25 protein-coding genes are annotated in these 26,619 nt (G+C 74.1%); 14 read left to right on the top strand and 11 right to left on the bottom strand.

Annotation, left to right across the window (positions count from 1 at the left end):
- Nucleotides 1-42 precede the first annotated feature (42 nt).
- On the top strand, nucleotides 43-948 hold the full coding sequence (locus tag AC4H2S_RS01410; protein ID WP_491495167.1) for a LysR substrate-binding domain-containing protein: 906 nt from the start codon (nucleotides 43-45) through the stop codon (nucleotides 946-948).
- A gap of 94 nt (nucleotides 949-1,042) precedes the next feature.
- On the top strand, nucleotides 1,043-2,848 hold the full coding sequence (locus tag AC4H2S_RS01405; protein WP_491495166.1) for a sensor histidine kinase: 1,806 nt from the start codon (nucleotides 1,043-1,045) through the stop codon (nucleotides 2,846-2,848).
- On the opposite strand, the gene AC4H2S_RS01400 is transcribed toward AC4H2S_RS01405, so the two are convergent.
- The 3 genes from AC4H2S_RS01400 to AC4H2S_RS01390 all read right to left on the bottom strand — a co-directional run bounded on the left by AC4H2S_RS01400 (nucleotide 2,820) and on the right by AC4H2S_RS01390 (nucleotide 5,065).
- A complete protein-coding gene (locus AC4H2S_RS01400; RefSeq protein ID WP_491495165.1) occupies nucleotides 2,820-3,284 on the bottom strand; it encodes a GNAT family N-acetyltransferase in 465 nt (154 codons plus the stop codon). The two genes, AC4H2S_RS01405 and AC4H2S_RS01400, sit on opposite strands and share 29 nt — an antisense overlap.
- A 166-nt stretch (nucleotides 3,285-3,450) precedes the next feature.
- Nucleotides 3,451-4,557, bottom strand: a complete 1,107-nt coding sequence (locus tag AC4H2S_RS01395; protein ID WP_491495164.1) for a M14 family zinc carboxypeptidase — start codon at nucleotides 4,555-4,557, stop codon at nucleotides 3,451-3,453.
- Nucleotides 4,558-4,771: 214 nt separating this feature from the next.
- Entirely contained in the window at nucleotides 4,772-5,065 is a 294-nt protein-coding gene (locus tag AC4H2S_RS01390; RefSeq protein WP_491495163.1) for a hypothetical protein, read from the bottom strand.
- A gap of 88 nt (nucleotides 5,066-5,153) precedes the next feature.
- Here AC4H2S_RS01390 and AC4H2S_RS01385 point away from each other — a divergent pair, with 88 nt between their 5' ends.
- Entirely contained in the window at nucleotides 5,154-6,074 is a 921-nt protein-coding gene (locus AC4H2S_RS01385; protein WP_491495162.1) for a glucose 1-dehydrogenase, read from the top strand.
- Nucleotides 6,075-6,268: 194 nt separating this feature from the next.
- On the opposite strand, the gene AC4H2S_RS01380 is transcribed toward AC4H2S_RS01385, so the two are convergent.
- Complete coding sequence (locus AC4H2S_RS01380) at nucleotides 6,269-7,078, bottom strand: NAD-dependent epimerase/dehydratase family protein (protein WP_491495161.1); 810 nt, start codon at nucleotides 7,076-7,078, stop codon at nucleotides 6,269-6,271.
- A gap of 145 nt (nucleotides 7,079-7,223) precedes the next feature.
- Here AC4H2S_RS01380 and kdgD point away from each other — a divergent pair, with 145 nt between their 5' ends.
- The 4 genes from kdgD (at nucleotide 7,224) to AC4H2S_RS01360 (ending at nucleotide 12,229) form a co-directional block, all read left to right on the top strand.
- Complete coding sequence (gene kdgD / locus AC4H2S_RS01375) at nucleotides 7,224-8,150, top strand: 5-dehydro-4-deoxyglucarate dehydratase (RefSeq protein WP_491495160.1); 927 nt, start codon at nucleotides 7,224-7,226, stop codon at nucleotides 8,148-8,150.
- Between the two features lie 56 nt (nucleotides 8,151-8,206).
- Nucleotides 8,207-9,715: an aldehyde dehydrogenase (NADP(+)) gene (locus AC4H2S_RS01370; RefSeq protein ID WP_491495159.1), complete on the top strand. Its 1,509-nt coding sequence runs from the start codon at nucleotides 8,207-8,209 to the stop codon at nucleotides 9,713-9,715.
- Entirely contained in the window at nucleotides 9,712-11,040 is a 1,329-nt protein-coding gene (locus tag AC4H2S_RS01365) for an enolase C-terminal domain-like protein (RefSeq protein WP_491495158.1), read from the top strand. The genes AC4H2S_RS01370 and AC4H2S_RS01365 overlap by 4 nt, the downstream gene beginning before the upstream one ends.
- A 112-nt stretch (nucleotides 11,041-11,152) precedes the next feature.
- Complete coding sequence (locus tag AC4H2S_RS01360) at nucleotides 11,153-12,229, top strand: YihY/virulence factor BrkB family protein (RefSeq protein WP_491495157.1); 1,077 nt, start codon at nucleotides 11,153-11,155, stop codon at nucleotides 12,227-12,229.
- A 56-nt stretch (nucleotides 12,230-12,285) separates the two neighbouring features.
- On the opposite strand, the gene AC4H2S_RS01355 is transcribed toward AC4H2S_RS01360, so the two are convergent.
- From AC4H2S_RS01355 to AC4H2S_RS01340, 4 genes are all read right to left on the bottom strand, one after another.
- Nucleotides 12,286-13,251, bottom strand: a complete 966-nt coding sequence (locus tag AC4H2S_RS01355) for a PfkB family carbohydrate kinase (protein ID WP_491495156.1) — start codon at nucleotides 13,249-13,251, stop codon at nucleotides 12,286-12,288.
- Nucleotides 13,248-13,793, bottom strand: a complete 546-nt coding sequence (locus AC4H2S_RS01350) for a cysteine hydrolase family protein (RefSeq protein WP_491495155.1) — start codon at nucleotides 13,791-13,793, stop codon at nucleotides 13,248-13,250. The genes AC4H2S_RS01355 and AC4H2S_RS01350 overlap by 4 nt, the downstream gene beginning before the upstream one ends.
- A gap of 97 nt (nucleotides 13,794-13,890) precedes the next feature.
- Nucleotides 13,891-14,706 (bottom strand): ABC transporter permease, encoded by an 816-nt coding sequence (locus AC4H2S_RS01345; protein ID WP_491495154.1) that lies wholly within the window; start codon nucleotides 14,704-14,706, stop codon nucleotides 13,891-13,893.
- Complete coding sequence (locus AC4H2S_RS01340; RefSeq protein ID WP_491495153.1) at nucleotides 14,703-15,614, bottom strand: ABC transporter ATP-binding protein; 912 nt, start codon at nucleotides 15,612-15,614, stop codon at nucleotides 14,703-14,705. The genes AC4H2S_RS01345 and AC4H2S_RS01340 overlap by 4 nt, the downstream gene beginning before the upstream one ends.
- Before the next feature lie 144 nt (nucleotides 15,615-15,758).
- Between AC4H2S_RS01340 and AC4H2S_RS01335 the strand changes: the two genes are divergently transcribed.
- Together AC4H2S_RS01335 and AC4H2S_RS01330 are read left to right on the top strand one after the other, a co-directional pair.
- On the top strand, nucleotides 15,759-17,015 hold the full coding sequence (locus AC4H2S_RS01335; RefSeq protein ID WP_491495152.1) for a hypothetical protein: 1,257 nt from the start codon (nucleotides 15,759-15,761) through the stop codon (nucleotides 17,013-17,015).
- Between the two features lie 50 nt (nucleotides 17,016-17,065).
- Nucleotides 17,066-17,836, top strand: a complete 771-nt coding sequence (locus tag AC4H2S_RS01330) for a hypothetical protein (protein ID WP_491495151.1) — start codon at nucleotides 17,066-17,068, stop codon at nucleotides 17,834-17,836.
- A gap of 7 nt (nucleotides 17,837-17,843) precedes the next feature.
- Here the strand turns inward: AC4H2S_RS01330 and AC4H2S_RS01325 are convergent, their stop codons facing one another.
- Nucleotides 17,844-19,013 (bottom strand): pyridoxal phosphate-dependent aminotransferase, encoded by a 1,170-nt coding sequence (locus AC4H2S_RS01325; protein ID WP_491495150.1) that lies wholly within the window; start codon nucleotides 19,011-19,013, stop codon nucleotides 17,844-17,846.
- Between the two features lie 83 nt (nucleotides 19,014-19,096).
- Nucleotides 19,097-19,411: a response regulator transcription factor gene (locus AC4H2S_RS01320; protein WP_491495149.1), complete on the bottom strand. Its 315-nt coding sequence runs from the start codon at nucleotides 19,409-19,411 to the stop codon at nucleotides 19,097-19,099.
- A 104-nt stretch (nucleotides 19,412-19,515) separates the two neighbouring features.
- Here AC4H2S_RS01320 and AC4H2S_RS01315 point away from each other — a divergent pair, with 104 nt between their 5' ends.
- The 5 genes from AC4H2S_RS01315 to pyrE all read left to right on the top strand — a co-directional run bounded on the left by AC4H2S_RS01315 (nucleotide 19,516) and on the right by pyrE (nucleotide 25,780).
- On the top strand, nucleotides 19,516-22,002 hold the full coding sequence (locus AC4H2S_RS01315) for a LuxR C-terminal-related transcriptional regulator (RefSeq protein ID WP_491495148.1): 2,487 nt from the start codon (nucleotides 19,516-19,518) through the stop codon (nucleotides 22,000-22,002).
- Nucleotides 21,999-22,481, top strand: coding sequence for a hypothetical protein (locus AC4H2S_RS01310; RefSeq protein ID WP_491495147.1), 483 nt, complete (start codon nucleotides 21,999-22,001; stop codon nucleotides 22,479-22,481). Before AC4H2S_RS01315 ends, AC4H2S_RS01310 begins: the two co-directional genes overlap by 4 nt.
- Nucleotides 22,482-22,579: 98 nt before the next feature.
- The gene (locus AC4H2S_RS01305) at nucleotides 22,580-23,896 is read left to right on the top strand and encodes a TolB-like translocation protein (protein WP_491495146.1); all 1,317 of its coding nucleotides are present in this window, start codon (nucleotides 22,580-22,582) and stop codon (nucleotides 23,894-23,896) included.
- An 80-nt stretch (nucleotides 23,897-23,976) separates the two neighbouring features.
- Nucleotides 23,977-25,122 (top strand): hypothetical protein, encoded by a 1,146-nt coding sequence (locus tag AC4H2S_RS01300; RefSeq protein WP_491495145.1) that lies wholly within the window; start codon nucleotides 23,977-23,979, stop codon nucleotides 25,120-25,122.
- Nucleotides 25,123-25,213: 91 nt separating this feature from the next.
- Nucleotides 25,214-25,780, top strand: coding sequence for an orotate phosphoribosyltransferase (pyrE, locus tag AC4H2S_RS01295; RefSeq protein ID WP_491495144.1), 567 nt, complete (start codon nucleotides 25,214-25,216; stop codon nucleotides 25,778-25,780).
- A gap of 57 nt (nucleotides 25,781-25,837) precedes the next feature.
- Here the strand turns inward: pyrE and AC4H2S_RS01290 are convergent, their stop codons facing one another.
- Nucleotides 25,838-26,596: a DedA family protein gene (locus AC4H2S_RS01290; protein ID WP_491495143.1), complete on the bottom strand. Its 759-nt coding sequence runs from the start codon at nucleotides 26,594-26,596 to the stop codon at nucleotides 25,838-25,840.
- Nucleotides 26,597-26,619 lie beyond the last annotated feature (23 nt).

Genomic DNA, 26,619 nt, shown 5'->3' with positions numbered 1-26,619 from the left:
TGGGCATGGACTGATACGCCCGACGCATCGTACCCTCGGCTCGTGATCACCCTCGACCAGGTCCGCTCCTTCGTCGCGGTGGCCGAGGAGCTGCACTTCGGCCGCGCCGCCGAGCGCCTCCAGATGACCCAGCCGCCGCTGTCGCGGCAGATCCAGAAGCTGGAGAAGTCGGTCGGCGCGCGCCTGCTCGAGCGGGACAACCGGCGCGTCGAGCTGACCGGCGCCGGGGCGGCGTTCCTCGACGAGGCGCACCGGCTGCTCAACCTCGTCGAGGGCGCGGGCGACCTCGCCCGGCGGGTCGACGCGGGCGCCGCCGGTGTCGTACGCCTGGGCTTCACCGCCGTGTCGGCCATCTCGATCCTGGGGCCGCTGCTGCGGCGGCTGACCGCCGAGCTGCCCGACGTGGAGGTGGTGCTGTCCGAGCGGGTCACCAACGCGCAGGTCGACGGCATCCGGCGCGGCGAGCTCGACGTGGGCCTGGCGCGCCCGCCGTTCGACACCGGGCTGCTGCGCTCGCGGGTCGTGCTGCGCGAGCCGTTCATGGCCGTCGTGCCGGTGGCGCACCCGCTGGCCGAGGTGTCGCGGCCCCTCACCTCCGACGACTTCGAGGGCGAGACCGTCATCGGCTACAACCCCGACCAGTCGCGCTACTTCCATGAGCTGTCGGTGCGCTTCTTCGCCAACGCCCACCCGCGCATCGACCAGCGCGTGCACCAGGTGCTGACCGCGATGCTGCTCGTCTCCGCCGAGCGGGGGGTCACCCTCGCGCCGGCGTCGGCGGCGTCCCTGCACGTCGACGGGGTGGTGTTCAAGGAGCTGGCTCCCCCCGGCGACGCGCGCGGCGACGCCGACGCGGACCGCCCCGTCGAGCTGCACGCGATCTGGTCGCGGGAGCGGGTCACGCCGGTCGTGCGGCGCGTGCTCGAGGTCATGGCCGCCCACAGGTGAGCGATCGCGTCAAGGAATCCCTGCGCTCGAGCTCCTCGACGCCTAGAGTCGGAGTGCTGCGCGAGCGCCGAGGACAGCGACGACGGGGGGTGTGATGTCGGTCGAGCCGCGACCGGACCGGCGTGCCCCCGAGCCCGCCTGGGACGACGAGCAGACGCGCCAGCACCTCCAGGTGCTGGTCGAGGGTGTCGCCACGCTCGCCGGGTTCGCCCAGTCCTCCCTCACGCTGCGCCGCGACGACCACTTCGAGGTCGTCGCCGCGGCCGGGGTCGAGGACGGCTTCGTCGGCACCCGGGTGCCGGTCGGGTCGATCGAGCGCGAGCTCGAGGACGCCGACGAGTGGGGGGTGTGGCGCTTCGTGCCGCACGACCGGGCGAGCGCGGAGTCCCTGGCCTACAGCCACATCCCCGACGTCACGCCGCTGGAGGGGGAGGACGCCTGGCACCCGCTCGACCTCCTCGCCGCCCCCGTGCACGACGACCACGGCCGGCTGCGCGGAGTGCTGTCGGTCGACATCCCCGACGACGGCCGGCTGCCGTCGCCGGCCAAGATGGAGGTGCTGACGAGGTACGCCGGGCTCGCGCGCACCCTCGTCCTGCTCGCGCTCGAGCGCGAGGAGCTCAGCCAGCAGGTGCGGATGGCGGCGCAGGCGCGCCAGATCGTGCGCCAGGCGCTCGGCGAGCCGACCCTGGAGCTGGTCCTCGAGGCGTGCCGGGCCGCGGTCGTCGCCTGCTTCGACGCCGTGGGGATGTGGCTGACGGCGTTCGACGCCGACGGCACCGGCTCCACCACGACGTCGTACGCCGTCGACGAGACCTACGACGTGCCGCCGTTCGACGACATCGACGACGTGGTGGTGCGGCTCGCGCGCACCTACTGGGCCCAGCAGGTCGTCGCGCCCTTCTCCCGCGACGCCCTCGACCACCCCGGCCTGGCCCCCGAGGACGCCGACCGGCTGCTCGGCTTCCTCGACCGCATCGGCATCGGCTCGGTGCTCTTCGTGCCGTTGGGGGTCGGGCCCGAGTGCGTCGGCTTCCTCGTGCTGACCCGCGTCTCGGCCTCCCGCCCGTGGACCGACATCGAGGTCGAGACGGCGCACGACATCGGCCGCGACCTCGGCCTGGCCGTCGGCAAGGCCCGCCAGCTCGAGCTCGAGCGGGCCGTCGTCGACCGGCTGCGGCGCCTCGACAGCTATCGCGTCGAGGTGGTCAACACCCTCGGCCACGAGCTGCGCAACCCGCTCTTCTCGATGAGCGCCAACCTCGAGCTCCTCGACACCGACCGGCTCGACGAGGACGGACGCCGGTCGGTGGCCGCCGCGACCCGCGGCGCGCTGCGGATGCGAGCGGTCATCGACGACATGCTGACCATGGCCCAGGTCTCCGACCCCCAGCGCGAGTTCGACCCGATCCCGGTGGACCTGCGCCGCGTGGTGCACGACGTCTACGAGGAGTGCCACGCCGCCGCGTCCGCCGGCGGGGTGACGTGCGACGCCGACCTGCCCGACGAGCCGGTGCTCGTGCCCGGCGAGCCCGAGGAGCTCCACCGCCTCCTCACCAACCTGGCCAGCAACGCGATCAAGTACACCGATCCCGGCGGCCGGGTCACCGTGCGCGTCGCGGGACAGGGCGACTCGGTCGTCACCACGGTGAGCGACACGGGCATCGGCATCTCCGAGCCCGACCGCACGCAGCTGTTCCGCGAGTTCTTCCGCTCCACCAACCCCGCCGCGCTGTCCCGCCCGGGCACCGGCCTCGGCCTCGCGATCGTGGCCCGGATCGCCGCTCGGCACGGCGGCGCGGTCGACATCGACTCCGAGCGGGGACGTGGCACCACGGCGACGGTGGTGCTGCCGGCCTGGCCCGGCGACGTCAGCCCGGACCCAGTGCCAGGGTCATGAAGCAGCTCAGCGGGTCGTCGGCGTAGGACCCGAAGGGCGGGCACGGCACGAACCCGGCCCGGGCGTAGAACCGGCGTGCGGGCGCGAAGAACGCCATGCTGCCGGTCTCGAGCGACACGCGCTCGACCCCGCGTGCCCGGGCGTCGTCGAGCGCGTGGGCCAGCAGCCGGCCCGCGACGCCCGTGCCGCGCACGCGCGGCTCGGTGCGCATGCTCTTGAGCTCCTCGTGGCGCTCCTCGAGCCTCGCCAGCGCGACCGTGCCGACGATGGCCCCGCCGTCCGTGCCGACCCACAGGCGTACGTCGTCGCTCCGCAGGGCGGCCAGGTCGAGGGCGTGGCGGCTCTCCGCCGGCGCGGTGGGCGCGATGTCGTCGAGGTGCGCCTGGAGGAACGTCGCCAGCCGGGGGTCGTCGAAGTCCGCGCGGGTGATCTCCACGGGCGCCAGTCTGGCGGGGCCGTGTTTCGGCGAGGTGACGTCCGCCGGGGCTGGCCCTCGTCGTTGTCGGAGTCCCCGCTCGAGCGGGGACTCCGACACCTGGAGGCCGTTGCGAAGGCCTCCAGGTGTCGGAGTCGGCCACCACGTGGGGCGCGGGCGGCCCTGGTCAGTCGGCGGGCAGGTAGACCCGCTGCGGGATGGTGTCGTACACGGACGGGTCGAGCGTGGCGATCGAGCCGTCGGCGACGGCGTCGACCAGGCCGCCGAGCCCGATCTCGATCTGCTTGCGCAGCATGCCGTTGCGCTTCATGCCGTCGTACTGGGTCTGGCTGGACGTCTCGAACAGCACGACGGCGCTGCCGCGCAGAGCGAACGAGCCGAGCGCGGTGCCGGGCAGGTTGGTGTCCTGCGGGTAGAGCGTCACGGCGCCGTAGCCCGAGCCCCCGCGACCCTGGAGGGCCTCGTAGACCGCGACGTTGGCGCGCATCGAGGCCTCCATGTCGAACTTCGGCCAGCTGCCGAACTCGTTCGGGTCGTCGATGAACTTCGCCGAGATCGACAGCGGCGACATCTGCTCGAGGTCCTCGGTGGCGTAGCAGGACCACTGGTTGTGGAGGTCGACGAAGTAGTCGACCGTGCCGAACTCGGCCTCCAGGCCGCGGTAGACGTCGCGGACGGTCTGCGACTCGGGGGTGATGTACCACCCGGTGTCCGCGCTGTTGCCCGGGAAGTCGGCGGCCTGCGGGACGTAGTCCAGGTCGGGGTTGAAGTCGCGGTTGACGTCGAACCCGCCGACGCGGGCGTTGTAGTTCCACGCCGGAGAGGCGCCCGCGAGCTGCGGGAAGGTCGCGACGACGTCGGCCCAGGTCATCTCGTTCTGCCGGGTGTCGCGCTCGCCGCCGTCCACGTTGAGCCTCGGGATGGCGACGATGGTGACCTCCTCGCGGAGCGCGGCCGCCTCCCGGGTCGAGCCGCCCCAGCGGCGCAGCAGGTCGAGCAGCGCCTCGGTGCCGTGGTTCTCGTTGCCGTGGATCTGCGACTCGACCAGGACGACGGTGTCGCCCTCGCCGACGCGGGCGGAGTAGATCTCCCGACCCTGGTTGCTCTCGCCCACCACCTCGACGTCGACGACGCCCTTGGTGGTGCGCTCGATGCTCGCCAGGGTGCGGCTGAGCTGGGCGTGGTTGACGAAGCCGTTGTTGCCCGAGCCCGAGGCCTCGGTGCCGCAGTGCGACTGGGTGGGGATGGCGGTCGCGGGTGACGAGGTGGTCATGGCGACGATCCCGAGAGGAAGGGCCAGTCCGGTGAGGACGGCCGTCCAACGTCGTGCAGACATGTTTCTCCACATCAGTTGTGCCCGGCGAGCCGAGCGATCGACAGGTCCGTGCACCGTAGGTGGGCGCGCCGACACGACACCAGAGACCTTCGGCTCACTCCGTAGGGGGGATTGCACCGACCGCCCCGTGTCGGCTATCGCCGAGGCGGAGTCACGGTCGCGGGTTGGTCCGCTCCCACCGCTTGCTGTCCCGCTTCTCTCCCATTCCGGCGGCGCACTTGCGGCAGACCTCGCGGACCTCGTCGGCGTCGCGTCCCGCGGCCGGCTGGGCGTCGACCCACTGCACGTGCGGGAAGCGGTGCAGCCGCGCCTTGCTCAACGGGACGCCGCAGAGCGTCTGGTTGGTCCCCCGCAGCCAGGCGTGGACGAGCCCGGCAGGGGCGCGGAAGCCGTCGGGATCGGTCCAGCGGTCGGTCGCCGCCACCGCCGCGTACTTGGGTGACATGGCCTCCCGGTGCCCCGCATCGACCGTCGTATGCCGGGTACCGCGATGCCGACCAGGCACTCCAGGCAACCCGAGAGGAAGGACGACCATGGGCGACGACCGACAGGCCGACCAGACCCGCCAGGACCCGACCGAGCTGCACGAGCAGCCCGACACCGAGGGTGAGCGGCTGCCGAAGCCCGGTGACGAGGACTCGGTCACCGCGGAGATGGGCGAGAAGCCCGACCACGGCGAGGGGACGTACGTCGGCCACGACCGGCTGCTCGACCAGGTCGCCGTGATCACCGGCGGCGACTCGGGCATCGGCCGCGCGGTCGCGCTCGCCTTCGCGCGCGAGGGCGCCGATGTGGTGATCGCCTACCTGGAAGGGGAGGACGACGACGCGCGGGAGACCGGTCGCCTCGTCGAGGAGTCCGGCCGGCGCGCGGTGCTGGTGCCGACCGACCTCGTCGAGGAGTCGGCATGTCAGGCCCTGGTCGACAAGGCCGTCGACGAGCTCGGCCGCATCGACATCCTCGTCAACAACGCCGCCTACCAGATGGCGCAGCCCGGCGGCCTCGCCGACATCACGACCGAGCAGCTCGACCGGGTGATGAGGACCAACGTCTACGCCATGTTCTGGCTCTGCAAGATGGCGCTGCCGCACATGAAGCCCGGCGCGTCGATCATCAACACCTCGTCGGTGCAGTCGTCGTCCCCGTCGCCGGAGCTGCTCGACTACGCCAGCACCAAGGCGGCGATCGTCAACTTCACCCGCGGCCTCGCCCAGTCGCTCGCCGAGAAGGGGATCCGGGTCAACTCCGTCGCGCCCGGGCCCATCTGGACGCCCCTCATCCCGGCGACGATGCCGGCGGAGAAGGTGGAGGTCTTCGGCCAGGACACGCCGCTCGGGCGCCCGGGGCAGCCCGCCGAGGTGGCCACGGCGTTCGTCTTCCTCGCCTCCCCCGAGTCGAGCTACATCACCGGCGAGGTCATCGCCGTCACCGGGGGCAAGCCGGTCACCATGTGACCGGGGGTTCACGGGTGCTCTCGTCGGAGTCCCCGCTCGAGCGGGGACTCCGACACTCGGAGGGCGTTGCAGAGGCCTCCAGGTGTCAGACTCGCCCACCCAGTACGCCGTTATGTCGCGGCCGCTGCGCCCGTGCCCGGTGTCAGGACGCGCCGACTCGACCTGCGTGGGGTGTCAGGACGCGCCGACTCGACCTACGGGCGGGCGTAGCCCTCGCGGTAGGAGGGGTACGCCGGCGCCCAGCCCGTGGCGCGCAGCCGCGCGTCGGAGAGTCGCTTCCCGTGCCCCCGGGCCGGGTCGGCCGGGGGAGGGGTGGGGGCGCCGAGGCGCTCGGCCAGGAACGCCGCCACGTCGCCGAGCTGCGCGGGCTCGTCGTCGGTGCCGAGGTAGAGCCGCTCCGGCGAGGCCGGCATCGTCAACAGGTGCACCACGGCGGCCGCGGCGTCCTCGCGGTGGATGCGGTTGGTCCAGCGGTGCGGGTCGTCGACGCGGCCCTCGCGGACCTGGTCCAGCAGCCGCGTGCTGGCGCCGCCGTAGAGCCCCGACAGGCGCAGCACCGTCCCGTGCGGGATCCGCTCGTGGAACGCCTCCTCGGCGGCCACGAGCATCCGCCCCGGGCCGTCGGCCGGGGCCGGGGGAGCGGTCTCGTCCTCGACCTCCGGCAGGTCGCGGCTGCCGTGCACCGCGGTCGAGGAGACCAGCACGGCCCGCTCGGGAGCCTCCGCCAGCGCGTCGAGCGCGCGCGCCATCCCCTCGACGTACGTCGCGCGGTAGGCCTCCTCGGTGCGCGGTCGGGCGGTGAGGGCGACCACGACCAGGCGGGGGCGTACGGCGGACAGGTCGGGCGCGGCGCGGGTGAGGTCGACGGCCCGCCCGACGAGCGGGGAGGGCACCCGGGAGGCGTCGCGCCGCAGGGCGAGCACGCCGTGGCCGAGGGCGGCGAGGCGGAGACCGACGGCGGCGCCGAGGTCGCCGGCGCCGACGAGGAGGGCGTCCGGGGTCACGAGGTTACGGTAACCGGCGACACCATGCCGCAGGAGTATCACTGGATTCAGAAACGGGCTTGGACAGGCATCGTCGCGCTTCCTAGGTTGGTGAGCACCGCCACATCCGTGGACCACCGGGCCACGGCCGACCGAAGGACGCAGCGTGACGAAGTACAGCCCCACCGAGCTCGCCGAGACCCTGGGCAGCGGACTGCTGTCCTTCCCGGTCACCCACTTCGACGCCGACCTGGCGTTCGACGAGCCCGCCTACCGCGAGCACCTCGAGTGGCTCAGCGGCTACCCCGTGGCCGGCCTCTTCGCCGCCGGCGGCACGGGCGAGGGCTTCTCCCTCGACGCCGCGGAGTCCGACCGCGTCGTGCGCGCCGCGATCGCCGGCGCAGCCGGCAAGGTGCCCGTCCTGGGCCCGGCGACCGGCTCGACCGTCAACGCGGTCGCCCAGGTCAAGGCCGCCGAGGAGGCCGGCGCCGACGGCATCCTGCTCATGCCGCCCTACCTCACCGAGGCCGGCCAGCGCGGCCTGGTCGAGCACATCAGCGCCGTGTGCGCCGCCACCGACCTCGCCGTCGTCTACTACTCCCGCGCCAACGCCGTGCTCGGCACCGACGCCCTCGAGCAGGCGTGCGCCCGCAACGACAACCTCGTCGGCTTCAAGGACGGCGTCGGCTCGATCGAGCAGATGACCCGCACGTACGCCCAGCTCGGCGACCGGCTGATCTACATCGGCGGCCTGCCCACGGCCGAGATGTTCGCCCTGCCGCTGCTCCAGCTCGGCGTGACGACCTACAGCTCGGCCATCTTCAACTTCGTGCCGGGCTTCGCGCTCGACTTCTACGACGCCGTGCGCCGCCAGGACCAGACGACCGTCTACGCCATGCTCAACGACTTCGTCATCCCCTACACCAAGATCCGCGACCGCGAGCCCGGCTACGCCGTGTCGATCGTCAAGGCCGGCCTCTCCGCCGTCGGCCGCCCGGCCGGTCCGGTCCGCCCGCCGCTGGCCGACCTCACCGACGCCGAGCGCGACGAGCTGCAGACCCTCGTGGACAAGGTGGCAGGCTCCCAGGCCTGACCTGTCCTGCCCGGCCTGACGGGCCCCGACCACGCACCCCGATCTCGAAGGACACCATGACCGACAGCCCCACGATCACCGCCACCTCGATCATCGCCGGCGCCGACTCCGAGCACCCCGACGTCGCCGCCGCGACCACGGCCGCCGCGCACGCGTTCGCCGGCTACCGCGCCACCACCCCGGAGGAGCGCGGCGCGTTCCTCGAGGCGGTGGCGATCGAGATCGAGTCCGACAAGGACGCGATCATCGCCGAGGCGGTGCGCGAGAGCGGGCTGCCCGAGGGCCGCATCACCGGCGAGGTGGGCCGCACGACCGGCCAGCTGCGCCTGTTCGCGGGCGTCGTCCGGCAGGGCGACCACCTCGGCGTGCGCATCGACCCGGCGCTGCCGGAGCGTACGCCGCTGCCGCGCGCCGACATCCGCCAGCGGATGGTGCCGCTCGGCCCGGTCGCGGTGTTCGGCGCGAGCAACTTCCCGCTCGCCTTCTCCACCGCCGGCGGCGACACCGCGTCCGCACTGGCGGCGGGGTGCCCGGTCGTGGTCAAGGGCCACCCGGCCCACCCGGTCACCGGCACGCTCGTCGCCCGCGCGATCACCCGCGCGGTCGAGCGGTCCGGCCTGCCCGCCGGCACGTTCTCCTTCGTGCTCGGCGGCATCGAGACCGGCCAGGAGCTGGTCACCGACCCGCGCATCGCCGCGGTCGGCTTCACCGGCTCACGCGGTGGCGGCCTCGCCCTGGTCCGCGCCGCCGCGGAGCGCGAGGTGCCGATCCCCGTCTACGCCGAGATGTCCTCGATCAACCCGGTCGTGGTGCTCCCCGGCGCCCTCGACGGCGACGTCGCCGCCCTCGCCCAGGCGTACGTCGGCAGCCTGACGCTCGGCTCCGGCCAGTTCTGCACCAACCCCGGCCTGCTGTTCCTGCCGTCCGGCGAGCGGGGCGACGCCTTCCTCCGTGCGGCCGGTGAGGCGGTGGCCGCGACCACCGGCCAGCCGATGCTCACCCCCGGCATCGCCGAGGCGTACGCCAGCGGCACCGCGAGCCTGCGCGGCACCGAGGGCATCCGGGTCGTCGGCGAGGGATCCGCGGCGGGCGAGCACGCCCCCGCGCCGGTGGTCTACGAGGCTCCCGCCGACCTGCTGGCGATCGACGACAGCACCGTGACCGACGAGGTCTTCGGCGCCGCCGGCGTCGTCGTGCGCTACGACGACGTGACGAGCCTGCTGCCCCGGCTCGAGGGCCTCGAGGGCCAGCTCACCGCGACGGTGCACGCCACCGACGCCGACGTCGACGACGCCCGCGCACTGCTTCCGGTGCTCGAGCTCAAGGCCGGACGCGTGCTCTTCAACGGCTGGCCCACCGGCGTCGAGGTCGGCCACGCGATGGTCCACGGCGGCCCCTACCCCGCGACGTCCGACTCGCGCACCACGAGCGTGGGCAGCCTCGCCCTCGAGCGCTTCCAGCGCCCGGTCGCCTACCAGGACGTGCCGGCCGCGCTCCTGCCCGCCGCCGTCCGCGACGACAACCCGTGGGGCCTGCGCCGCCGGATCGACGGGGACCTGGAGTGAGCACGATCGCGAAGGTCGAGGTCGTCCCGGTCGCCGGGCACGACTCGATGCTGCTCAACCTCAGCGGCGCCCACGGCCCCTTCTTCACCCGCAACATCGTGGTCGTCACCGACTCCGAGGGCCGCGAGGGCCTCGGCGAGGTGCCCGGCGGGGAGGCGATCCGGCAGACCATCGCCGACGCCGCCGGCATCCTCGTCGGCCAGCCCGTCGCGATGTTCCGCACGCTGCTGCGCCACGTCGCGACGGCGTACGGCGACCGCGACGCCGGCGGCCGCGGCCAGCAGACCTTCGACCTCCGCACCACGATCCACGCGGTCACCGCCCTCGAGTCGGCGCTGCTCGACCTCTCCGGCCAGGCGCTCGGCGTGCCGGTCGCCGAGCTCCTGGGCGAGGGCCAGCAGCGCGACAGCGTGCCGATGCTGGGCTACCTGTTCTACGTCGGCGACCCCGACCGCACCGACCTGCCCTACCTGCGCGAGCACTCGTCGTCGGGTGCCGCCGACGACTGGGAGAAGGTCCGCCGCGAGGAGGCGATGACCCCCGAGGCCGTCGTACGCCTCGCCGAGGCCGCACAGGCGCGCTACGGCTTCACCGACTTCAAGCTCAAGGGCGGCGTCCTGCCCGGCGAGGAGGAGGTCGCGGCGGTGACCGCGCTGCACGAGCGCTTCCTCGACGCGCGGATCACCCTCGACCCCAACGGAGGATGGCTCCTGGAGGACGCCGTCCGGCTGCTTGCGGGCAAGGGCGACGTCCTGGCCTACGCCGAGGACCCGTGCGGGGCCGAGGGCGGCTACTCCGGGCGCGAGGTGATGGCCCAGTTCAAGCGCCGCACCGGACTGCGGACCGCCACCAACATGGTCGCCACCGACTGGCGCCAGATGGCCGACGCGGTGCGCACCAACGCCGTCGACATCCCGCTCGCCGACCCGCACTTCTGGACGATGGCGGGCTCGGTGCGCGTCGCGCAGCTGTGCCACGACTTCGGCCTGACCTGGGGCTCGCACTCCAACAACCACTTCGACGTGTCGCTGGCGATGTTCACCCAGGTCGGCGCCGCGGCGCCCGGCGAGATCACCGCCCTCGACACCCACTGGATCTGGCAGGACGGACAGGGGCTGACCACGGAGCCGCTGCAGATCCGCGACGGCGCGATCGCGGTCCCCGACGCCCCCGGCCTCGGTGTCACGCTCGACCGCGACCGGCTCGCCGAGGCGCACGAGCTCTACCTCGAGCACGGGCTCGGCGCCCGCGACGACGCCGTCGCCATGCAGTACCTCGTGCCCGGTTGGGAGTTCGACCCCAAGCGTCCGTGCCTGGTGCGGTGACGCAGCGCTGACCGAACGCTGAGCGCGGCGCGAGCGGGGCCCCACCGGCACCCGCACGCGTCGCGCGTCGGACGGCCCGCATGTGCCGGCGCGACACGGGCACTGGGACGTCATGACGCAACGATCCGCCTCCGCCGACGGCGAGCCCACCAGCGAGGAGCGGCAGGACGCCCCCGAGCCCGACGCGCCCGGCAAGCCCGACTCGCCGGACGACCTGGCGAAGCCGACGTGGGGCTACGTCCTGCGCAAGACCGTCCGCGAGTTCCTCGACGACCAGTGCACCGACATCGCGGCGGCCCTGACCTACTACTCCATCCTCGCCCTGTTCCCGGCCGCGATCGCGATGCTCTCGCTGGTCGGCCTCGTCGGCCAGCAGCAGAAGACCGTCGACACGCTCCTGCAGATCCTGAGCGACATGGGTGCCTCCTCGGCCGCCGACACCCTCGAGCCGACGCTGACCCAGCTCGCCGGCAGCCAGGGCGCCGGGCTGGCGCTCGTCATCGGCCTCGCGACCGCGCTGTGGTCGGCCTCGGGCTATGTCGGCGCCTTCGGCCGCGGCATGAACCGGATCTACGAGATCGACGAGGGGCGCCCGATCTGGAAGCTGCGCCCGACGATGCTGCTCATCACGCTGGTGACCGTCGTGCTCGCCGCGGTCGTCGCCGTCGGGCTCGTGCTGACCGGTCCGGCCGCGGAGGCGGTGGGTAGCGCGATCGGGCTGGAGTCGGCCGCGGTCACGGTGTGGAGCATCGCGAAGTGGCCGGTGCTCCTCGCGGTGGTCGTGCTGATCGTGGCGCTGCTCTACTACGCCACGCCCAACGTGAAGCAGCCGAAGTTCCGCTGGATCAGCATCGGCGCGGTCGTGGCCATCGTCGTGTGGGTGCTGGCGTCGGCCGCGTTCGGCTTCTACGTCGCCAACTTCTCCAGCTACGACAGGACCTACGGCTCGCTGGCCGGCGTCATCGCGTTCCTGCTGTGGCTGTGGATCACCAACCTGGCGCTGCTCTTCGGTGCCGAGCTCGATGCCGAGCTCGAGCGCGGCCGCCAGCTCCAGGCGGGCATCGCCGCGGAGGAGGAGCTGCAGCTGCCCCCGCGCGACACCCGCAAGTCGGACAAGGCCGCGGACAAGGCGCGCAAGGACGTCGAGCAGGGCAGGAGGCTGCGCGAGTCGCGCGGCCGCCGCACCTAACCCGCTCCCTGGCCCGGTTCCCGGCCCGGTTCCTGGCCCGCTCCCTGGCCCGGTCCCTAACCCGGTCCCTGCCCCGCGATCCGCCCGCCGCGGGCGAGGAACGCGTTGACCTCGGCGGCGCTCGGTGCCGACTCCGGGCCGCGCCGGGTGACCTTGATGGCCGCGGCCGCGTTGGCCCGTCGGCAGCCCTCGACCCACGGCGTGCCGGCCACCACCTCGGCCAGCAGCGCGCCGGTGTGGGTGTCGCCCGCACCGTTGGTGTCGACCGGCTCCTGCGGGAAGCCCGGGACGTAGGTCGTCGCGCCGTCGACGTGCACGGCGCAGCCCTCCGGGCCGTCGCGGACGATGGCGACGGCGGCGCCCCGCAGCAGCGGCGCGATCGCGGCGGTCAGCCCGGCGAGGTCGGCCGGCGCCTCGGCGCCGACGGCGTGGAGCAGGTGCGCGGCCTCCTCGGCGTTGCTCGACCAGACGTCGGTCACCGCGAGCATGGCGGCGCGCACGTCCTCAGACAGTCCAGCGAACGCCGCGCCGGGGTCGAGCACCACGACCACGTCGGGGTGCAGGGTGGGCAGCCACGCCAGCAGCGGGTCGCGCGTGCTGTCGAGGGCGAGCGAGAAGCCGGTGACGCACACCAGGTCGCCGGGCCGCGGCGCGGAGGTGCCCAGCGACTCCACGCTGATCCGGCGCTCGGCGCCCAGGGTGGTCACGAAGGTGCGCTCCGCGCTCGGCTCGAGCAGCACCACGCAGATGCCGGTGTCGAGCCCGGGCACCGGGGGAGCGGAGGCGGTGATGCCCTCGGCCTCCAGCGCCGCCCGGACCAGGTCGCCGTGGGGCCCGGTGCCGTGGGCGCCGGCGTGCACGCACTCCGCGCCGAAGCGGGCCGCCGCGGCGAGCACCGTCACCGCGCCCCCGGCGTAGTCGCCGGTCGAGGCGGCCATGACGTTCTGGCCCCGCGCCGGCAGGTCGGGCACCTCGACCACCACGTCGACGAGGGCCTGGCCGGTGTGGATGACCCGGCTCACGACCCGAGGACCTCGTCGGTCGTGGCCAGCGTGATCTGGGGCGGGTAGAGGTCCATCACGTGCAGGGCGGCGCGGTGGTTGTCGGGCGAGGAGCCGGCGCACGCGTCGGTGACGACGGTGATCGTGGCCCCGGCGTCGGCGGCGGCGAGCGCGGTCGAGACCACGCAGCAGTCGGTGCTCACCCCGGTGAGGACGAGCTGGGGCACGGCTCCGGTGACGGCGGCGAGCTCGGGCCCCCACTTGCCGAAGGTCGGCAGCGAGACGACGGTGTCGCTCAGCCCCTGCGCCTCCGGGACCAGCTCGAGCAGCGGGTCGTCGCCGGGGACGTCGGCGAACGGCCACGCGTCGAGGTAGGCCCGCCAGCTGCCCTGCGGGTCGCGGGCGGGCACCCAGCGCGTGACGACGGTGCGCTCGCCCGCGGCGGCCGCGAGCCGTCGTACGGGCTCCACGACGTCGGGGAACATCGCCGAGCCCCACGGGCTCGCGGGGTCGGCGAAGATCCGCTGCGGGTCGACGACGACCAGCCAGGCGTCCGGGTGCATGCGGCCAGCCTGTCAGAGACGCGCGCCCACGACAGGCATCAGCGGCCGCCGGTCCCCCGACCGGCAGCCGCTGATGGGCCCGAGGGAAGCAGGGGGACTACTTCACCTCGGCACGCAGGACCGCGCGCAGGCCGAGGGCCAGCGGGATCCAGAGCCACACCAGGGTCGTCACGCCCAGCTGGGCCCACTGCTCGCCGGTCACCGTGTCGTTGAAGAGCGCCGACGTGGCGTAGTTGACGTCGATCCAGGCGCCGTTGTCGCGCCACCAGTCCTGGGTGGAGGCGAGCGCGCTGCTGATCGTGGGGAGCAGGGCGGTGTAGACGAAGTAGCCGACGATCGCACCGGCGGAGCTGCGCAGCAGCACGGCCAGCATGAAGCCGATGGCCATGCCGATGACGTTGGCCAGCACGATGTGGGCGAACTCCGACAGCGAGACGTTCCACGTCGTGTCGACCCCGGCGATCGCGGTGCCGACGACGTTGCCGACGGCGCCGATCACGGCGGCCAGCAGCATCGACGCGACCGCGACGCCGAGCACGGCGACCGCCTTGGCGGCGATGACCCGTCCGCGGTGGGGCACCAGGGTGAAGGTCGTCAGCCCGCTGCGCTGGCTCCACTCGCTGGTGACGGCGAGGATCGCGACGACCGGCAGCAGGATCGTCATCGGGGCGCCGATGGCGGACGCGAACGTCTCGTAGGTCAGCTCGTCGCGCGGGGCGAACACCAGGACGGCGGCCGTGGCGAGCAGCGAGACGATGCCGATGCCGGCGACCAGCCAGAAGCCGGCGCGGGTGTCGAACATCTTGCGCACCTCGACCGCGACGAGGCGGGTCGCCGGGATCGGGGCGATCGTCCGCGCCGGGCGTGCCGCGGCCCCGGTGGTGGTCGGCGGGGTGAGGGTCGTGGTGGTCATGCTGCTGCTCCTTCGTGGGTGGTCTCGTCACGAGAGGTCTGGGCGGTGAGCTCGAGGAACATCTCCTCGAGGCCGGCGCCGTCGGCGGCGCGCAGCTCGCGCAGCGCGACGCCGGCACGGTGTGCCGTCGCGCCGACGAGCTCGGGATCGGCGTCGGCGCGCAGGCCGCCGTCGATCGGGGTCGTCACCACCGCCGCCTCGTGCAGGGCCCGGGCGAGCCGGTCGACGTCGGCGGTGCGGACGAGCGTGCCGGCCGCGGCCAGCAGCTCGGCCTTGCTGCCCTGCGCGACGATGCGGCCCTGGCCGATGACCACGAGGTCGTCGGCGATGACCTCGATCTCGTGGAGCAGGTGGGACGACAGCAGCACGGTGCCGCCGTCGTCGGCGAAGCCGCGGAGCAGGTCGCGCATCCACCGGATGCCGGCCGGGTCGAGGCCGTTGGCGGGCTCGTCGAGGATCAGCACCTGCGGGTCGCCGATCAGGGCGGTCGCGAGGCCGAGGCGCTGGCGCATGCCGAGGGAGTAGTTGCGGACCCGGCGCTCGGCCTCCTCGTCGGTGAGGCCGACACGGGCGAGCGTCTCGTCGACGCTCGACCTCGCCAGGCCCATCGTCCGGGCGGCGATCGTCAGGGTCTCGCGACCGGTGCGCCCGGCGTGCTGGGCGGACGCGTCCAGCAGGACGCCGACCTCGAGCCCGGGGTTGGGCAGCTCGCGGTAGTCGCGGCCGGCGATCTCGGTGCGGCCGGTGCTGGGTCGGGTGAGGCCGACCATGATGCGCATGGTGGTGGACTTGCCCGCGCCGTTGGGGCCGAGGAAGCCGGTGACCCGGCCGGTCGCGGCCGTGAAGGAGACGTTGTCGACGGCCGTGAACCGGCCGTACTGCTTGGTGAGGTGCTCGACGCTGATCATGGGTCCAACCCTCGCGGCGCGACACCGTGCGCCGCATCGGGGACAAGGCCCCGTCGAGCCCTGAGTCGCACCCTGAGAAACCCCGTACCGCCCCCTCGGGGTGCGGTGGGGTGCGGCTCTGGGTCGCACTGGGACAATGGCCGCGTGAGCCAGCCGACCAAGCAGCGCCCGCCCCAGGTCAGCCTGGCGTCGGCCATCGTCATGTTCTCCTCGCTGATGGTCCTGCTCACCGCCTGGGAGCGGGTCACCTCGCTCCGCTCGCTGGAGACGCAGGAGGCGATCCGCAACGTCCTCGCCGACGCGCCGTTCTCCTCGCTGGGGCTGAGCGTCCCCGCCACGACCGAGCTGCTGCGGATCTCGTGCATGGTCGCCGCGGCGTGCGCCTGCGCGACCGCCATCCTCGGCTGGTACGTCCGCCGGCCCGACCGCTCGGCCCGGCTCTCGCTCACCCTGTTCGCGATCCCGGTCTTCGTGACCGGCATCCCCGCGGGCGGGCTGGCCGGCTCCTTCGTCGCCGCCGGCGCGGCGATGCTGTGGATGCAGCCCGCGCGCGAGTGGTTCGCCACCGGCCGGTGGACCCCGCCGGACCCCGTGAAGGCGAAGGAGCGGGGCGGCGACGCCCGCCGCGACGCCTCGAGCCCGTCGCCGTGGGGCGGCGCCGGCGACACCGCTCCGCCCGAGGCATGGGGCCGCCCGCCCGCCGGGCCGGACGCCCCGCCCTCGGCCTCGCCCGACGTGCCGCCGCCGGCGAGTCGTCCCTTCGGTGAGCCGGCGCACGCCCCGGCCCCCGTCCAGCAGCCCGTCGGCGCACCCGCGCAGTCACCCGGACAGTCGCCCTACGGCCAGCCCTACCCGCCGCAGTCCCAGCCCCACGCGCCGCAGCCGCACCCGGCGTACGCCCACCCCCCGCAGCCCGGTCCGGTGCCGTACGCCGGCGGCCCCGCCCGGCGCCACCGGCCCAGCCCGCCGCGGCCCGGCGCCATGGTGGCGGCGTTCGTGATCACCGTCGTCACGGCCGGCGGGTTGCTCTCGCTGTCGCTGCTGTGGCTGGCGATCGCCGGGCTCTCGCCGGAGTTCCTGCGCAGCGTCGTCGAGCAGCAGCAGCCGGAGGTGCTCGACGAGCAGATGACGATGGACCAGCTGCGCTCGTCGCTGTTCGCGCTCTCGGGCGTCCTCATCGTCTGGTCCTCCGCGTCACTCGCGCTGGCGGGGTTCGCGATGGCTCGCCGTGCGTGGGCCCGCCGCGGGCTCATCGTCATCGCCGCCTTCAGCGCCGGCGCCTGCCTGGCCCTCGTCCTCGCCACCCCGCTCGTCCTGGTCCCGGCGGCCGCCGCCGTGGCCACGGTCGTGTGCCTGCGACGCGTCGAGGTGCGGCGCTGGTTCTCCCCCGAGGCGCGCTGAGCGAGGCGCTCCGCGGCTCCTCTGTCACCCGGACGTGGTGAGATAGAGCCATGAGCGACCCGGGACCCACGCACCAGCCCTACGGCCAGGACCCCTACGGCCAGAACCCCTACGGCCAGTCGGGCGGGCAGCCCTACGGCCAGCAGCCGCCCTACGGGCAGGCGCCGGCCGACCGGCGCCCCGGCACCGTCACCGCCGCGGCCTGGATCACGATCGTCTTCTCCACCCTCAGCGCCCTGCTCTTCGGCTTCACCGGGCTCGCCCTGCTGGTCGCGCGCGACGAGGTCATCAACGAGATGGAGCGCGTCCCGGAGTTCCAGGACGCCAACATCGACGCCGACACGGCCGTGGGCGTGATCATGGCCGTCATCGTGGGGCTGCTCGTGTGGGCCATCATCGCCGTCGTGCTCGCCGTGCTGGTGCTGCGGCGCTCCAACGTCGCCCGCATCCTGCTCGTGATCTCGAGCGCGGCCGTGGCGCTGTTCTCCCTGCTCGGCGTCACCAGCGGCGTCTCCGCCGTCACGCTCGTCGCCGCGATCGCGACGATCGTGCTGCTCTTCGTCGGCGGGGCCGGCGACTGGTTCTCCGCGACGCCGTCCCACGCCGGAGCGGCCGGCGGCTACGACCAGCAGTACCCCGGCTACGGCCAGTACGGCGGCACGACGCCGAGCCCCTACGGCCAGCCCGGCCAGCAGTCCTCGCCGCAGTACCCGCCGCCGAGCAGCACCCCCTACGGCCAGGACGACCCCTACGGCCGGCGACCGGGCGACGAGGGCTCGGACGGCTCCGAGCACCCGCCGCAGGACTACCCGGGTCGCTGAGCCGGCGTCAGCGCGACAGGTCCGCGGCCGCGAGCCGTCGTACGCCCTCGCTGATCACGTCGGGCTGCTTGCAGAACGCCCAGCGCACCAGCTGGCGTCCCGCCTCGGCGTCGTCGTAGAACCCCTGCGTGGGGATCGCGACGACGCCGGCGAGCTCGGGCAGCGCGAGGCAGAACGCCCGCCCGTCCGGCCAGCCGAGGTGGCTCACGTCGGTGGTGGCGAAGTAGGTGCCCTCGGGCACCCGAGGCACCAGCCCGGCGGCGGTGAGCCCCTCGCAGAGCAGGTCGCGGCGGCGCTGCAGGTCCCGGGCCAGCTCGCGCGGCCAGTCGGGCTCGTGGTCGAGTGCGTGGGCGACGGCGGGCTGCAGGGGCGAGCCGGAGGTGAAGGTGAGCCACTGCTTGGCTGCCAGCACGGCCTGCACCAGGTGGGCGGGGCCGGTGGCCCAGCCGACCTTCCAGCCCGTGAGGCTGTAGGACTTGCCCACGCTCGACAGCGTCAGGGTGCGCTCCGCCATGCCGGGCAGGGTCGAGATCGGCACGTGCCCCTCGCTCGAGCGGGCGTCGTCGAAGACCAGGTGCTCGTAGACCTCGTCGGTCACCACGATCACGTCGCGCTCGACGGCCAGGTCGGCGACCACCTGCAGCTCCTCGCGGGTGAGGACGGTGCCGGTGGGGTTGTGGGGGGTGTTGAGCAGGACCAGCCGGGTGTCGCGGGTGATCGCGGCCCGCAGCTCGTCGAGGTCGGGCCGGAAGCCCGGCGCCCGGAGCGTCACCGGCCGCCGGCGGGCGCCGCACATCTCCAGCATGGCGACGTAGGAGTCGTAGTAGGGCTCCAGCACGACGACCTCGTCGCCCGGGTCGACGAGCGCCAGCAGCGTGGCCGCGATCGCCTCGGTGCACCCGGTCGTCACGACCACCTCGCGGTCGGGGTCGACGTCGAGGCCGTAGTGGCGGTGCTGGTGACGGGCGATCGCGGTCCGCAGCTCGGGCACGCCGATGCCGGGGGCGTACTGGTTGGCACCCGATGCCAGCGCCTCCTGGGCCGCGGCGATGACCGAGGCCGGCCCGTCGACGTCGGGGAACCCCTGGCCGAGGTTGAGCGCGCCGGTCCGCACCGCGAGCGCCGACATCTCGCTGAAGACGGTCGGCGGGACGGAGGCGAGGCGTCGGGCGATCATGCCCCGACGGTAGCGGCGCCGCCGGGTGCCCCGGCGGGCACGACGCGCCGGGGCGCCCGGTGGCCGGGCGGGACCGGCGTGCGTCAGCGGCGCGGGGCGTGGCTGCGGCGCGCCGCGCACCGCGGTCGCGGCCGGGCGGCCGGCGCGGCGGGCGCGGTCGCGAAGCCCGTCGCGTAGGCCTCCACCACGAGCGCGACGCGGTCGCGCGCACGGATCTTGCGCAGCAGCTGGGCCACGTGCGTCTTGACCGTCGGGACGGAGATGAACAGGTCGGCGGCGATCTCGGCGTTGGTCCGGCCCTGCGCGACCAGGCGCAGGACCTCGGTCTCGCGCGGCGAGAGCAGCGCGCTCCAGCCGGGCGGCGCCTCGCGGCGGTGGTCGACGGCAGTGATGGTCATGGAGTCCCCCTCGGTGTGTCGGCACCACCCTCACCCGGGCGGGTGGGTCCGCACATCGTGCAATTGCGCCACGTCCGGCGCGGCTCGTCGCTAGCCTGCTGGCCATGAGGGAGCTCCTGGGGAGAGCAACCGAGCTGGCGGCGTTCGACGAGCTGCTCGGTGGACCCGAGGGAGCCCTGCTCGTCCACGGCGAGGCCGGGGTGGGGAAGACGGCACTCACCGCACGTGCCCTCGCGGGCACGGCCCACCGCGTCGGCGGGGCGCTCGGGACCTTGTCGTGGCTCCCGTTCCTGCCCCTGCGCCGGGCGTTCCCCGAGCTGCCCGACGACACCTGGACCGGAGACCCCGGCTACGTCGCGGCGGCGGTCGAGGCGGCCGTCGGGACCTCGGTGCTGGTCGTCGAGGACGCCCAGTGGGCCGACCCCGCGTCGCTGGACGCGGTGGTGCAGCTGGTCGGCCGGGTCCGGCTCGTCGTCACCGTGCGACGCGGCGACCCGGCGGCCGCCGACGTCGTGACGCAGCTGGAGAAGGCGGGCGCCGCCCGGCTCGACCTCGAGCCGCTGGGACGCGACGCCGCCCGGGCTCTGGTCGCGGCCGTCCGCGGCGGCCTCACCGACGCCGAGGTCGACGAGCTGGTGGACCGCAGCGGCGGCAACCCGCTGTTCATCGAGGAGCTCGGCGTGGACGGGGGGACGGCCAGCCTGGAGCTCGCGCTGCTGGCCCGGTGCCGTGACCTGCCGGAGGCGCAGCTGGAGGGGGTCGCGATGCTGGCCCTGGGCGGGCGGCCGCTGCCGGCCACCGACCTGCCGGACGTGTCGGGCCTGCTCGACTCCGGCCTGGTCGTCCTCGACGCCGACGGCGACGCCCGGATCCGGCACGCCCTGATCGGCGAGGTCATCGGCGAGATGGTGTCGCCGGAGCGACGGGTGCGGGTCCACCGCACGCTGGCGGGACTGAGCGACCACCCCGGCGACGTCGCCCACCACCTGCTCGCGGCCGGGGACAGGGAGGCGGCCCACGCGGCCGCCCTGAGCGCGGTCGAGCAGTCGGCCACGCCCGGGGAGAGGTGGCGCCACCTCGTCACCGCCGCCGAGTCCGCCGACGGCGACGACGCGACCGAGCTGCGGATCCGCGCCGCGGAGGCCGCCTGCACGGCCGCCGAGCCGGAGCGTGCCGGTCGGCTCCTCGAGGGCCTCGACGTCGCCGGCCCCCACGGCGCCGCGCTCGCCCTCGCCCGGGCGACCCAGGCGTTCCAGATCGGCGACTGGGACCGCTACCCCGTCGAGATCGCCGCCGGTCGCGCCCTGGCCCGGCCCGGGTCGCGGGAGGAGGCGCAGCTGCGCAACCGGGAGGCCGCGGCGGCGCTGATCATGGACAACGACGCGCGCACCGCCCTCGCGCTGGCGCGCGAGGCGATCGACCTCGCCGCGCGGTCCGGCACCAGCGCCACCGGGGCCAAGGGCATGGCGGCGGCCGCGCTGGCCGACCTCGAGGAGCCGGGATGGCGCGAGCTCTTCGAGGAGTCGGTGGTCGAGGCCCGTGCCGAGGGCGACGCCTACCGCGAGCTGAGCATCCTGCTCAACTACACGATCTCGCTGACCGCCGCCGGCGACCTCGACGAGGCCCTCAGGCAGGTCGAGCGCCACCAGCGGCGGGCCCACGAGCTGCGGCTGCTCAAGAAGGCGCACAACTCGGCGGTGACGGGCCTGATCGTCACCCTCTACCGCGGAGACCTGGCGGCCGTGGTCGAGGAGGGCTCCAGGATGCTCGCCGAGGCACTGGCGCCGGGCGATCGCTACGACGTCATCTCCACCATCGGGTTCGCCCAGGCCGCGCTGGGGCTCACCGAGGCGGCGCTCGCCAACGCCGCGGCGCTCGAGGACCGGGTCAGCCACCTGTCCAACCACCACGCCGTCCGCCTCCACGCCTTCGCGCTGGGTGGTCAGCCCGAGCGGGCCGTCGCCGAGTGGGAGCCGTTCATCGCGGCCGACGGCAACGACACCTACGCCATCACCGACGCGGCTCCGGCCGTCGCGTGGGCGGCGTACGACGCCGGGATCCGCCCTCCGCCGCGCCCCGAGTCGCTGGCAGGCGGCCTGTTCGCCGGGACGGTGCCCGAGCTCGACGGGATCGAGGCGCTCCGCTCCGAGCAGCACGACGTCGCCCGCCGCCACTTCGACAGGGCCGCCGAGCTGCACGGCCAGCGGCGCGTCGCGGTCGGCATGTGTCGCTGGGCGGCGGCGGAGGCCGCGCGACTGGGCGGCGACACCGGCGCGGCCGAGGCCGAGCTGCGGGTCGTCCTCGCCGCCGCCCGGACCGATGCGCTGGCGCCGTTGGTCGCCCGGTGCGAGAGGTCGCTGCGTGCCATGGGCGTCCACCGGGCGGCCCGCCGCACCGCGGACGGTGCCCTGCTGAGCGCCCGCGAGCAGGAGGTCGTCGACCTCGTCGTCGAGGGACTGACCGACCGCGAGATCGCGACCCGCCTCGCGCTGGCCCACCGCACCGTCCAGACCCACCTCGCCAGCGCCCGGAGGAAGCTCGGCGCCGACAACCGGAGCCACCTCGTCGCGATCCTGGCCGGCTCGGCGTGAGGCCGCTGGTCGTCGTCGAGGCCGGTCCGGCCGCCGTCGAGGACGCGCGCGGCGAGCTGCTGGCGCTGGGCTGGTCGGTCTCCGCCGAGCCACGCGCGGGCACCGTGCACGAGCTGGCCGTCGCCGACGAGGCCGCCGCGGTCGACGCCGTGCTCAGCGCGGTGGCCGGCCGGGGCCTGCTCGTCGACGCGACCGCCGAGCGGTCGGTCGTCGACCGGCTGTGCGACGACCTGCGTCGCCTCGGACACCTCGACCACCGGGTCGCGGTGGGCGCGGTGCTCAGCCAGGACCAGCACGCGCTGCTCGCCCTGCTGGCCGCCGGCGAGTCGCTGGGCACGGCGGCCGCCCGGCTCCACCTGTCGCGTCGCTCGGCCGACCGACGGCTCGCCGGCGCGCGCACCGTGCTCGGTGCGGGGTCGACGCCCGCCGCGATCGCCGCCTGGCAGCGTCGCCTCGCGCGCCTGCCGCGTCCGGCCTGAGCCGCGCTCATCCTCGCGGAGGAGGTGGTCGCGCCCGTGGGCTGATGTGCGTGCGCGGCCGCGCGGGTGGGATGGGTCGACCAGACCCGAGGAGACACATGCGCATCCGATCGGCGGCCGTGGCCGCCCCACTGATCCTGGCGGCGGGGACCCTCACCCTGCCGCTCGCCTCGCTGCCGGCCGCGAACGCCGCGGCACCGGGCGGCACCATCGCCTTCGTCCGTGACGCCAACGTCTGGCTCGTCCGCGCCGACGGCACCGGCCTGCACCAGGTCACCCGGGACGGCACCGCCGACCACCCCTACACGTCGCCGACGATGTCCGACGGGGGCGTCATCGCCGCCGGCAAGGGCAACGAGATCCTGCGCCTGGAGCAGAACGGCGTGGTCCTCAACCGCATCGACCCGCCCGCCATGCTCAACTCGGTGGGCGCGCCGGTCGACGGGCCCCCGGTCGACGTCGCGATCTCCCCCGACGGCACCAGGATCGCCTACACGATGGCCAGCTACACCTGCCCGATCGGCGTCTCCTGCGGTGCCCGCACGGTGACCGGGGTGACGGCCGCCACCGGGCTCACCGGCCCGGAGATGACGTCGTACGAGCGGGAGCCGTCGTGGGTCAGCAACAGCCGACTCATGGTCCATGGCGGCTACGGGTCCCAGGTCAAGCTGCAGGACCAGGCCGGCGGCAGCCAGCACTGGTTCGACGACGGTGACATCTTCTCGTCGAGCACCGACCTCGGCGACGCCTCGCTCAGCCGCGACGGCACGCGCCTGGCGGCCATCCGTGGCTACGGCGACACGACCGAGATGATCTGGTACGCCGTCACCGGAGACCCGCGCACCAGCGCCGTCGCCACGCTCCCGGACCCGACGCCCCGGTGCTCGGGCGCGCCCGGCGCGAGCCCCACCGACGCCGGGCTCCACGACCCGAGCTGGTCCCCCGACGGGGCCGCGTTCGCCGTCGGCGCCACCGAGGGGATCTGGGTGGTGACGCCCGCGGCCACGTGCGAGGAGAGCGGCCTGAGCCTCATCGGTCCCGGCTCGCAGCCCTCGTGGTCACCGGCCCCGATCAGCCCGGCTCCGCTGCCGACCACGACGCCGCCCCAGACGCCGCCCCCGCCGCCGCCCTCGGAGGGCGCGGCGAGATCGTTCCGGCTGAAGGCGAAGCCCGTGCTCCAGGGCAAGGCCCGGGTGGGCAGGAAGCTCACGGCCACCGCCGGCACCTGGTCGCCCCGGCCCACGAAGGTCCGCTACTCCTGGCTCCGCAACGGCAGGGTGATCAAGGGGGCGACCAAGAAGACCTACCGGGTGGTGCGACGTGACCGGGGGACCCGGATCGCGATCAAGGTGACCGTCAGGGGCCCCGGCCTCAAGGCGGCCTCCGCGAAGTCGTCCGCGAGGCGAGTGCGGTGAGCGCCGCGCACGACAGCACGACCGCACCGCCCCGTCGCGGCGCCACCCCACCCGTCCCGTCCACGACCGCAGGAGGACCCATGACCGTCCGCAGCACCGTGAAGGCCGTGCTGGCCATGACCGCGTCGGCCGCGCTCGCCGGCAGCGTGCTCGCCGCGCCCCCGGCGAGCGCCGCCGGCCCGCCCGAGACCACGCTCGTGATCTACACGTGGTCCCACACGGCCCACCTGGCGGACTTCAGCTTCACCTCCTCCGACCCTGCGGCGACCTTCGAGTGCAGCCTGACCGCACCGACCGAGCCGGCCTCGTGGACGGCGTGCACCTACCCCGGGAGCATCCAGTACGCCTCGCTCGAGGTGGGGGACTACCTGTTCCGCGTTCGGGCCGTGGGCGCGGGGGGTGTCGACCCCACCCCGGCCTCACGCCAGTTCAACATCGGCGTCGACGACGTCCACCCGGTGACCACGCTGGCCACCACGGCGCGGACGACCTCTCGCGACGCCGTCTTCACCTTCGCCTCCTCCGAGCCCGGCACCTTCGAGTGCCGTCTCCGGACCAACAACCGGGGCTCCGACTACTACGAGCCGTGCAGCTCGCCCGTCGTCTACTCGGGCCTCGCCGACGCCCAGTACGAGTTCACGGTGCGTGCCATCGACCTGCACGGCGAGTACGACCGCAGGGGAGCCCAGCACACCTGGCTGCTGGACGCGACGCCGCCCGAGACGTCGTTCTCGGCCGGCACCATCGACGGCTCCGACGCGTCCTTCGGCTTCGGCAGTCCGGAGGGCAGGAGCCAGTGCATGCTGACCGGCCCGTCCCAGGCCCACGACTGGCGTGACTGCACCTCTCCGACGAGGTACGCCGGTCTCACCCCGGGCACCTACACCTGGCAGGTGCGCGCCTACGACCGCCACGGCAACGTCGACGCGACCCCCGGCACGCAGACCTGGCAGGTGGCCCCGACGACCGGCAAGGTGAGAGGCACCCGGACGGTGCGTCGCGGAGGCGTCGCGACGTTCAAGCTGTCGTCTCCCCACGCCGGCGCGCGGTACTCGTGCCGGCTCGACAAGGGCGCCTGGAAGTCCTGCAAGAAGACCCACCGGGTGCGCACCGGCAAGCTCAAGGCCTCGGCGCGCGGGACCAAGCACGTGCTCTCGGTCCGGGTGACCGTGGCCGGGGTCACCGACCCGACGCCGGTGCGGAAGGTGTTCCGCGTCCGCCGGTGAGCGCGGTCCACCACGACCCGCAGGCTCCCCCCACACCCCCGGGGGGGAGCCTGCGCACCGGTGGCGGCGACCCTTTGCGAGGATGCGACGCATGAACCCGGACGCGACCCCCGACGCCGCCCCCGACGCCGCCCCCGACGCCGCCCTCGCCGCCGACATCGACGCGGCCTGCCGCCTCACCGGGCAGTTCACCCTCCGCTCGGGGCAGGTGGCCGACACCTACTTCGACAAGTACCTCTTCGAGGCGCAGCCGGCCCTCCTCGAGCGGGTGGCCGCGCGGGTGGCCGACCTGCTGCCGGAGGGCACCGAGCTCCTCGGTGGCCTCGAGCTCGGCGGCATCCCGATCGCCACGATGGTGTCGGCGCGGACCGGCCTGCCGGCGCTGTTCGTGCGCAAGCAGGCCAAGGAGTACGGCACGGCGAAGCTCGCCGAGGGCCCGGACATCGCCGGTCGCCGCGTGACGATCATCGAGGACGTCATCACCACCGGCGGCGCGGTCCGCGACGCCACCCGCGCGCTGCGCGAGCTCGGCGCGGTCGTGGAGGTCGTGGTCTGCGCGATCGACCGCTCGCCCGTGGGGGAGAACCCGCTGGCCGACGTCGACCTCAAGGTCCGCTCGGTGCTGACGCGCGCCGACCTCGACGCGGCCCGCGGCTGACGCCGCCCGCCCGCGCCCGTTCGTCCCAGCCGGCCGATCCCGGCGCCGGGGGAGCGGTCAGTCGAGGTCGCGGCCGGAGATGTCGCGGTCCGGGCCGCCGTCCTGCGGGCCGATCTCGGCGCCGGGGGCGTTGGTGCGCTTGTGGCGCCACCACTCGTAGGCGACCGGGATCACCGAGAACGCCAGGATCACGAGGATCAGCTTGTCGATGCTCTCCCCGAGCGCCGGGAACGCGTCGCCGAGGAAGAAGCCGAGCAGGCAGATCGACACGACCCACAGCACCGCACCGATGAGGCTCCACAGGAAGAAGCGGCCCCGGTCCATCCGCGTCACGCCGGCCACCACGGTGATGTAGGTGCGCACGAAGGGCACGAAGCGGCCGATCACGAGGGCCTTGTTGCCGTGGCGGTCGAAGAACGCGGTCGTCTGGTCGAAGTACTTGCGCTTGATGATGCGCCCGTCGCGCTCGTAGAGCGGCGGACCGATGGCGCGGCCGATCTCGTAGCCCACCACGTTGCCGAGGAAGGCGGCGAGGGTCAGCGCGAGCACCGCGATGAGCAGCTCGACGGCCGTGCCGCCCGGGAACAGGTCGAGCTGGCCGGTCGCGATGAACAGGCCCAGTGCGAACAGGAGCGTGTCGCCGGGCAGGATCGGGAAGAACAGCCCGCACTCGACGAAGACGATGAGCAGGCTGATCCAGAACAAGGCGGTGCCGAATCGGTCGAGCAGCCAGTTGGGGTCCATCCAGTCGATGCCGAGCAGCATCGGCTGGACGCCCGAGGACAGGATGGACTGCAGGTCCCACAACACGCTCACCCGCGCCACCCTAGCGACGGGGT

This window comes from Nocardioides sp. Z13_37 (assembly GCF_058355585.1).
This window is presented reverse-complemented; position numbering and strand designations above follow the sequence as displayed.

Coding starts and splice junctions, on each gene's coding strand:
- pyrE (WP_491495144.1), top strand. CDS start 25,214: ATGAACCCGGACGCGACCCCCGACGCCGCCCCCGACGCCGCCCCCGAC.
- AC4H2S_RS01340 (WP_491495153.1), bottom strand. CDS start 15,614: ATGATCAGCGTCGAGCACCTCACCAAGCAGTACGGCCGGTTCACGGCC.
- AC4H2S_RS01385 (WP_491495162.1), top strand. CDS start 5,154: ATGGGCGACGACCGACAGGCCGACCAGACCCGCCAGGACCCGACCGAG.
- AC4H2S_RS01305 (WP_491495146.1), top strand. CDS start 22,580: ATGCGCATCCGATCGGCGGCCGTGGCCGCCCCACTGATCCTGGCGGCG.
- AC4H2S_RS01300 (WP_491495145.1), top strand. CDS start 23,977: ATGACCGTCCGCAGCACCGTGAAGGCCGTGCTGGCCATGACCGCGTCG.
- AC4H2S_RS01395 (WP_491495164.1), bottom strand. CDS start 4,557: ATGACCACCTCGTCACCCGCGACCGCCATCCCCACCCAGTCGCACTGC.
- AC4H2S_RS01370 (WP_491495159.1), top strand. CDS start 8,207: ATGACCGACAGCCCCACGATCACCGCCACCTCGATCATCGCCGGCGCC.
- AC4H2S_RS01315 (WP_491495148.1), top strand. CDS start 19,516: ATGAGGGAGCTCCTGGGGAGAGCAACCGAGCTGGCGGCGTTCGACGAG.
- AC4H2S_RS01345 (WP_491495154.1), bottom strand. CDS start 14,706: ATGACCACCACGACCCTCACCCCGCCGACCACCACCGGGGCCGCGGCA.
- AC4H2S_RS01360 (WP_491495157.1), top strand. CDS start 11,153: ATGACGCAACGATCCGCCTCCGCCGACGGCGAGCCCACCAGCGAGGAG.
- AC4H2S_RS01320 (WP_491495149.1), bottom strand. CDS start 19,411: ATGACCATCACTGCCGTCGACCACCGCCGCGAGGCGCCGCCCGGCTGG.
- AC4H2S_RS01390 (WP_491495163.1), bottom strand. CDS start 5,065: ATGTCACCCAAGTACGCGGCGGTGGCGGCGACCGACCGCTGGACCGAT.
- AC4H2S_RS01350 (WP_491495155.1), bottom strand. CDS start 13,793: ATGCACCCGGACGCCTGGCTGGTCGTCGTCGACCCGCAGCGGATCTTC.
- AC4H2S_RS01405 (WP_491495166.1), top strand. CDS start 1,043: ATGTCGGTCGAGCCGCGACCGGACCGGCGTGCCCCCGAGCCCGCCTGG.
- AC4H2S_RS01325 (WP_491495150.1), bottom strand. CDS start 19,013: ATGATCGCCCGACGCCTCGCCTCCGTCCCGCCGACCGTCTTCAGCGAG.
- AC4H2S_RS01330 (WP_491495151.1), top strand. CDS start 17,066: ATGAGCGACCCGGGACCCACGCACCAGCCCTACGGCCAGGACCCCTAC.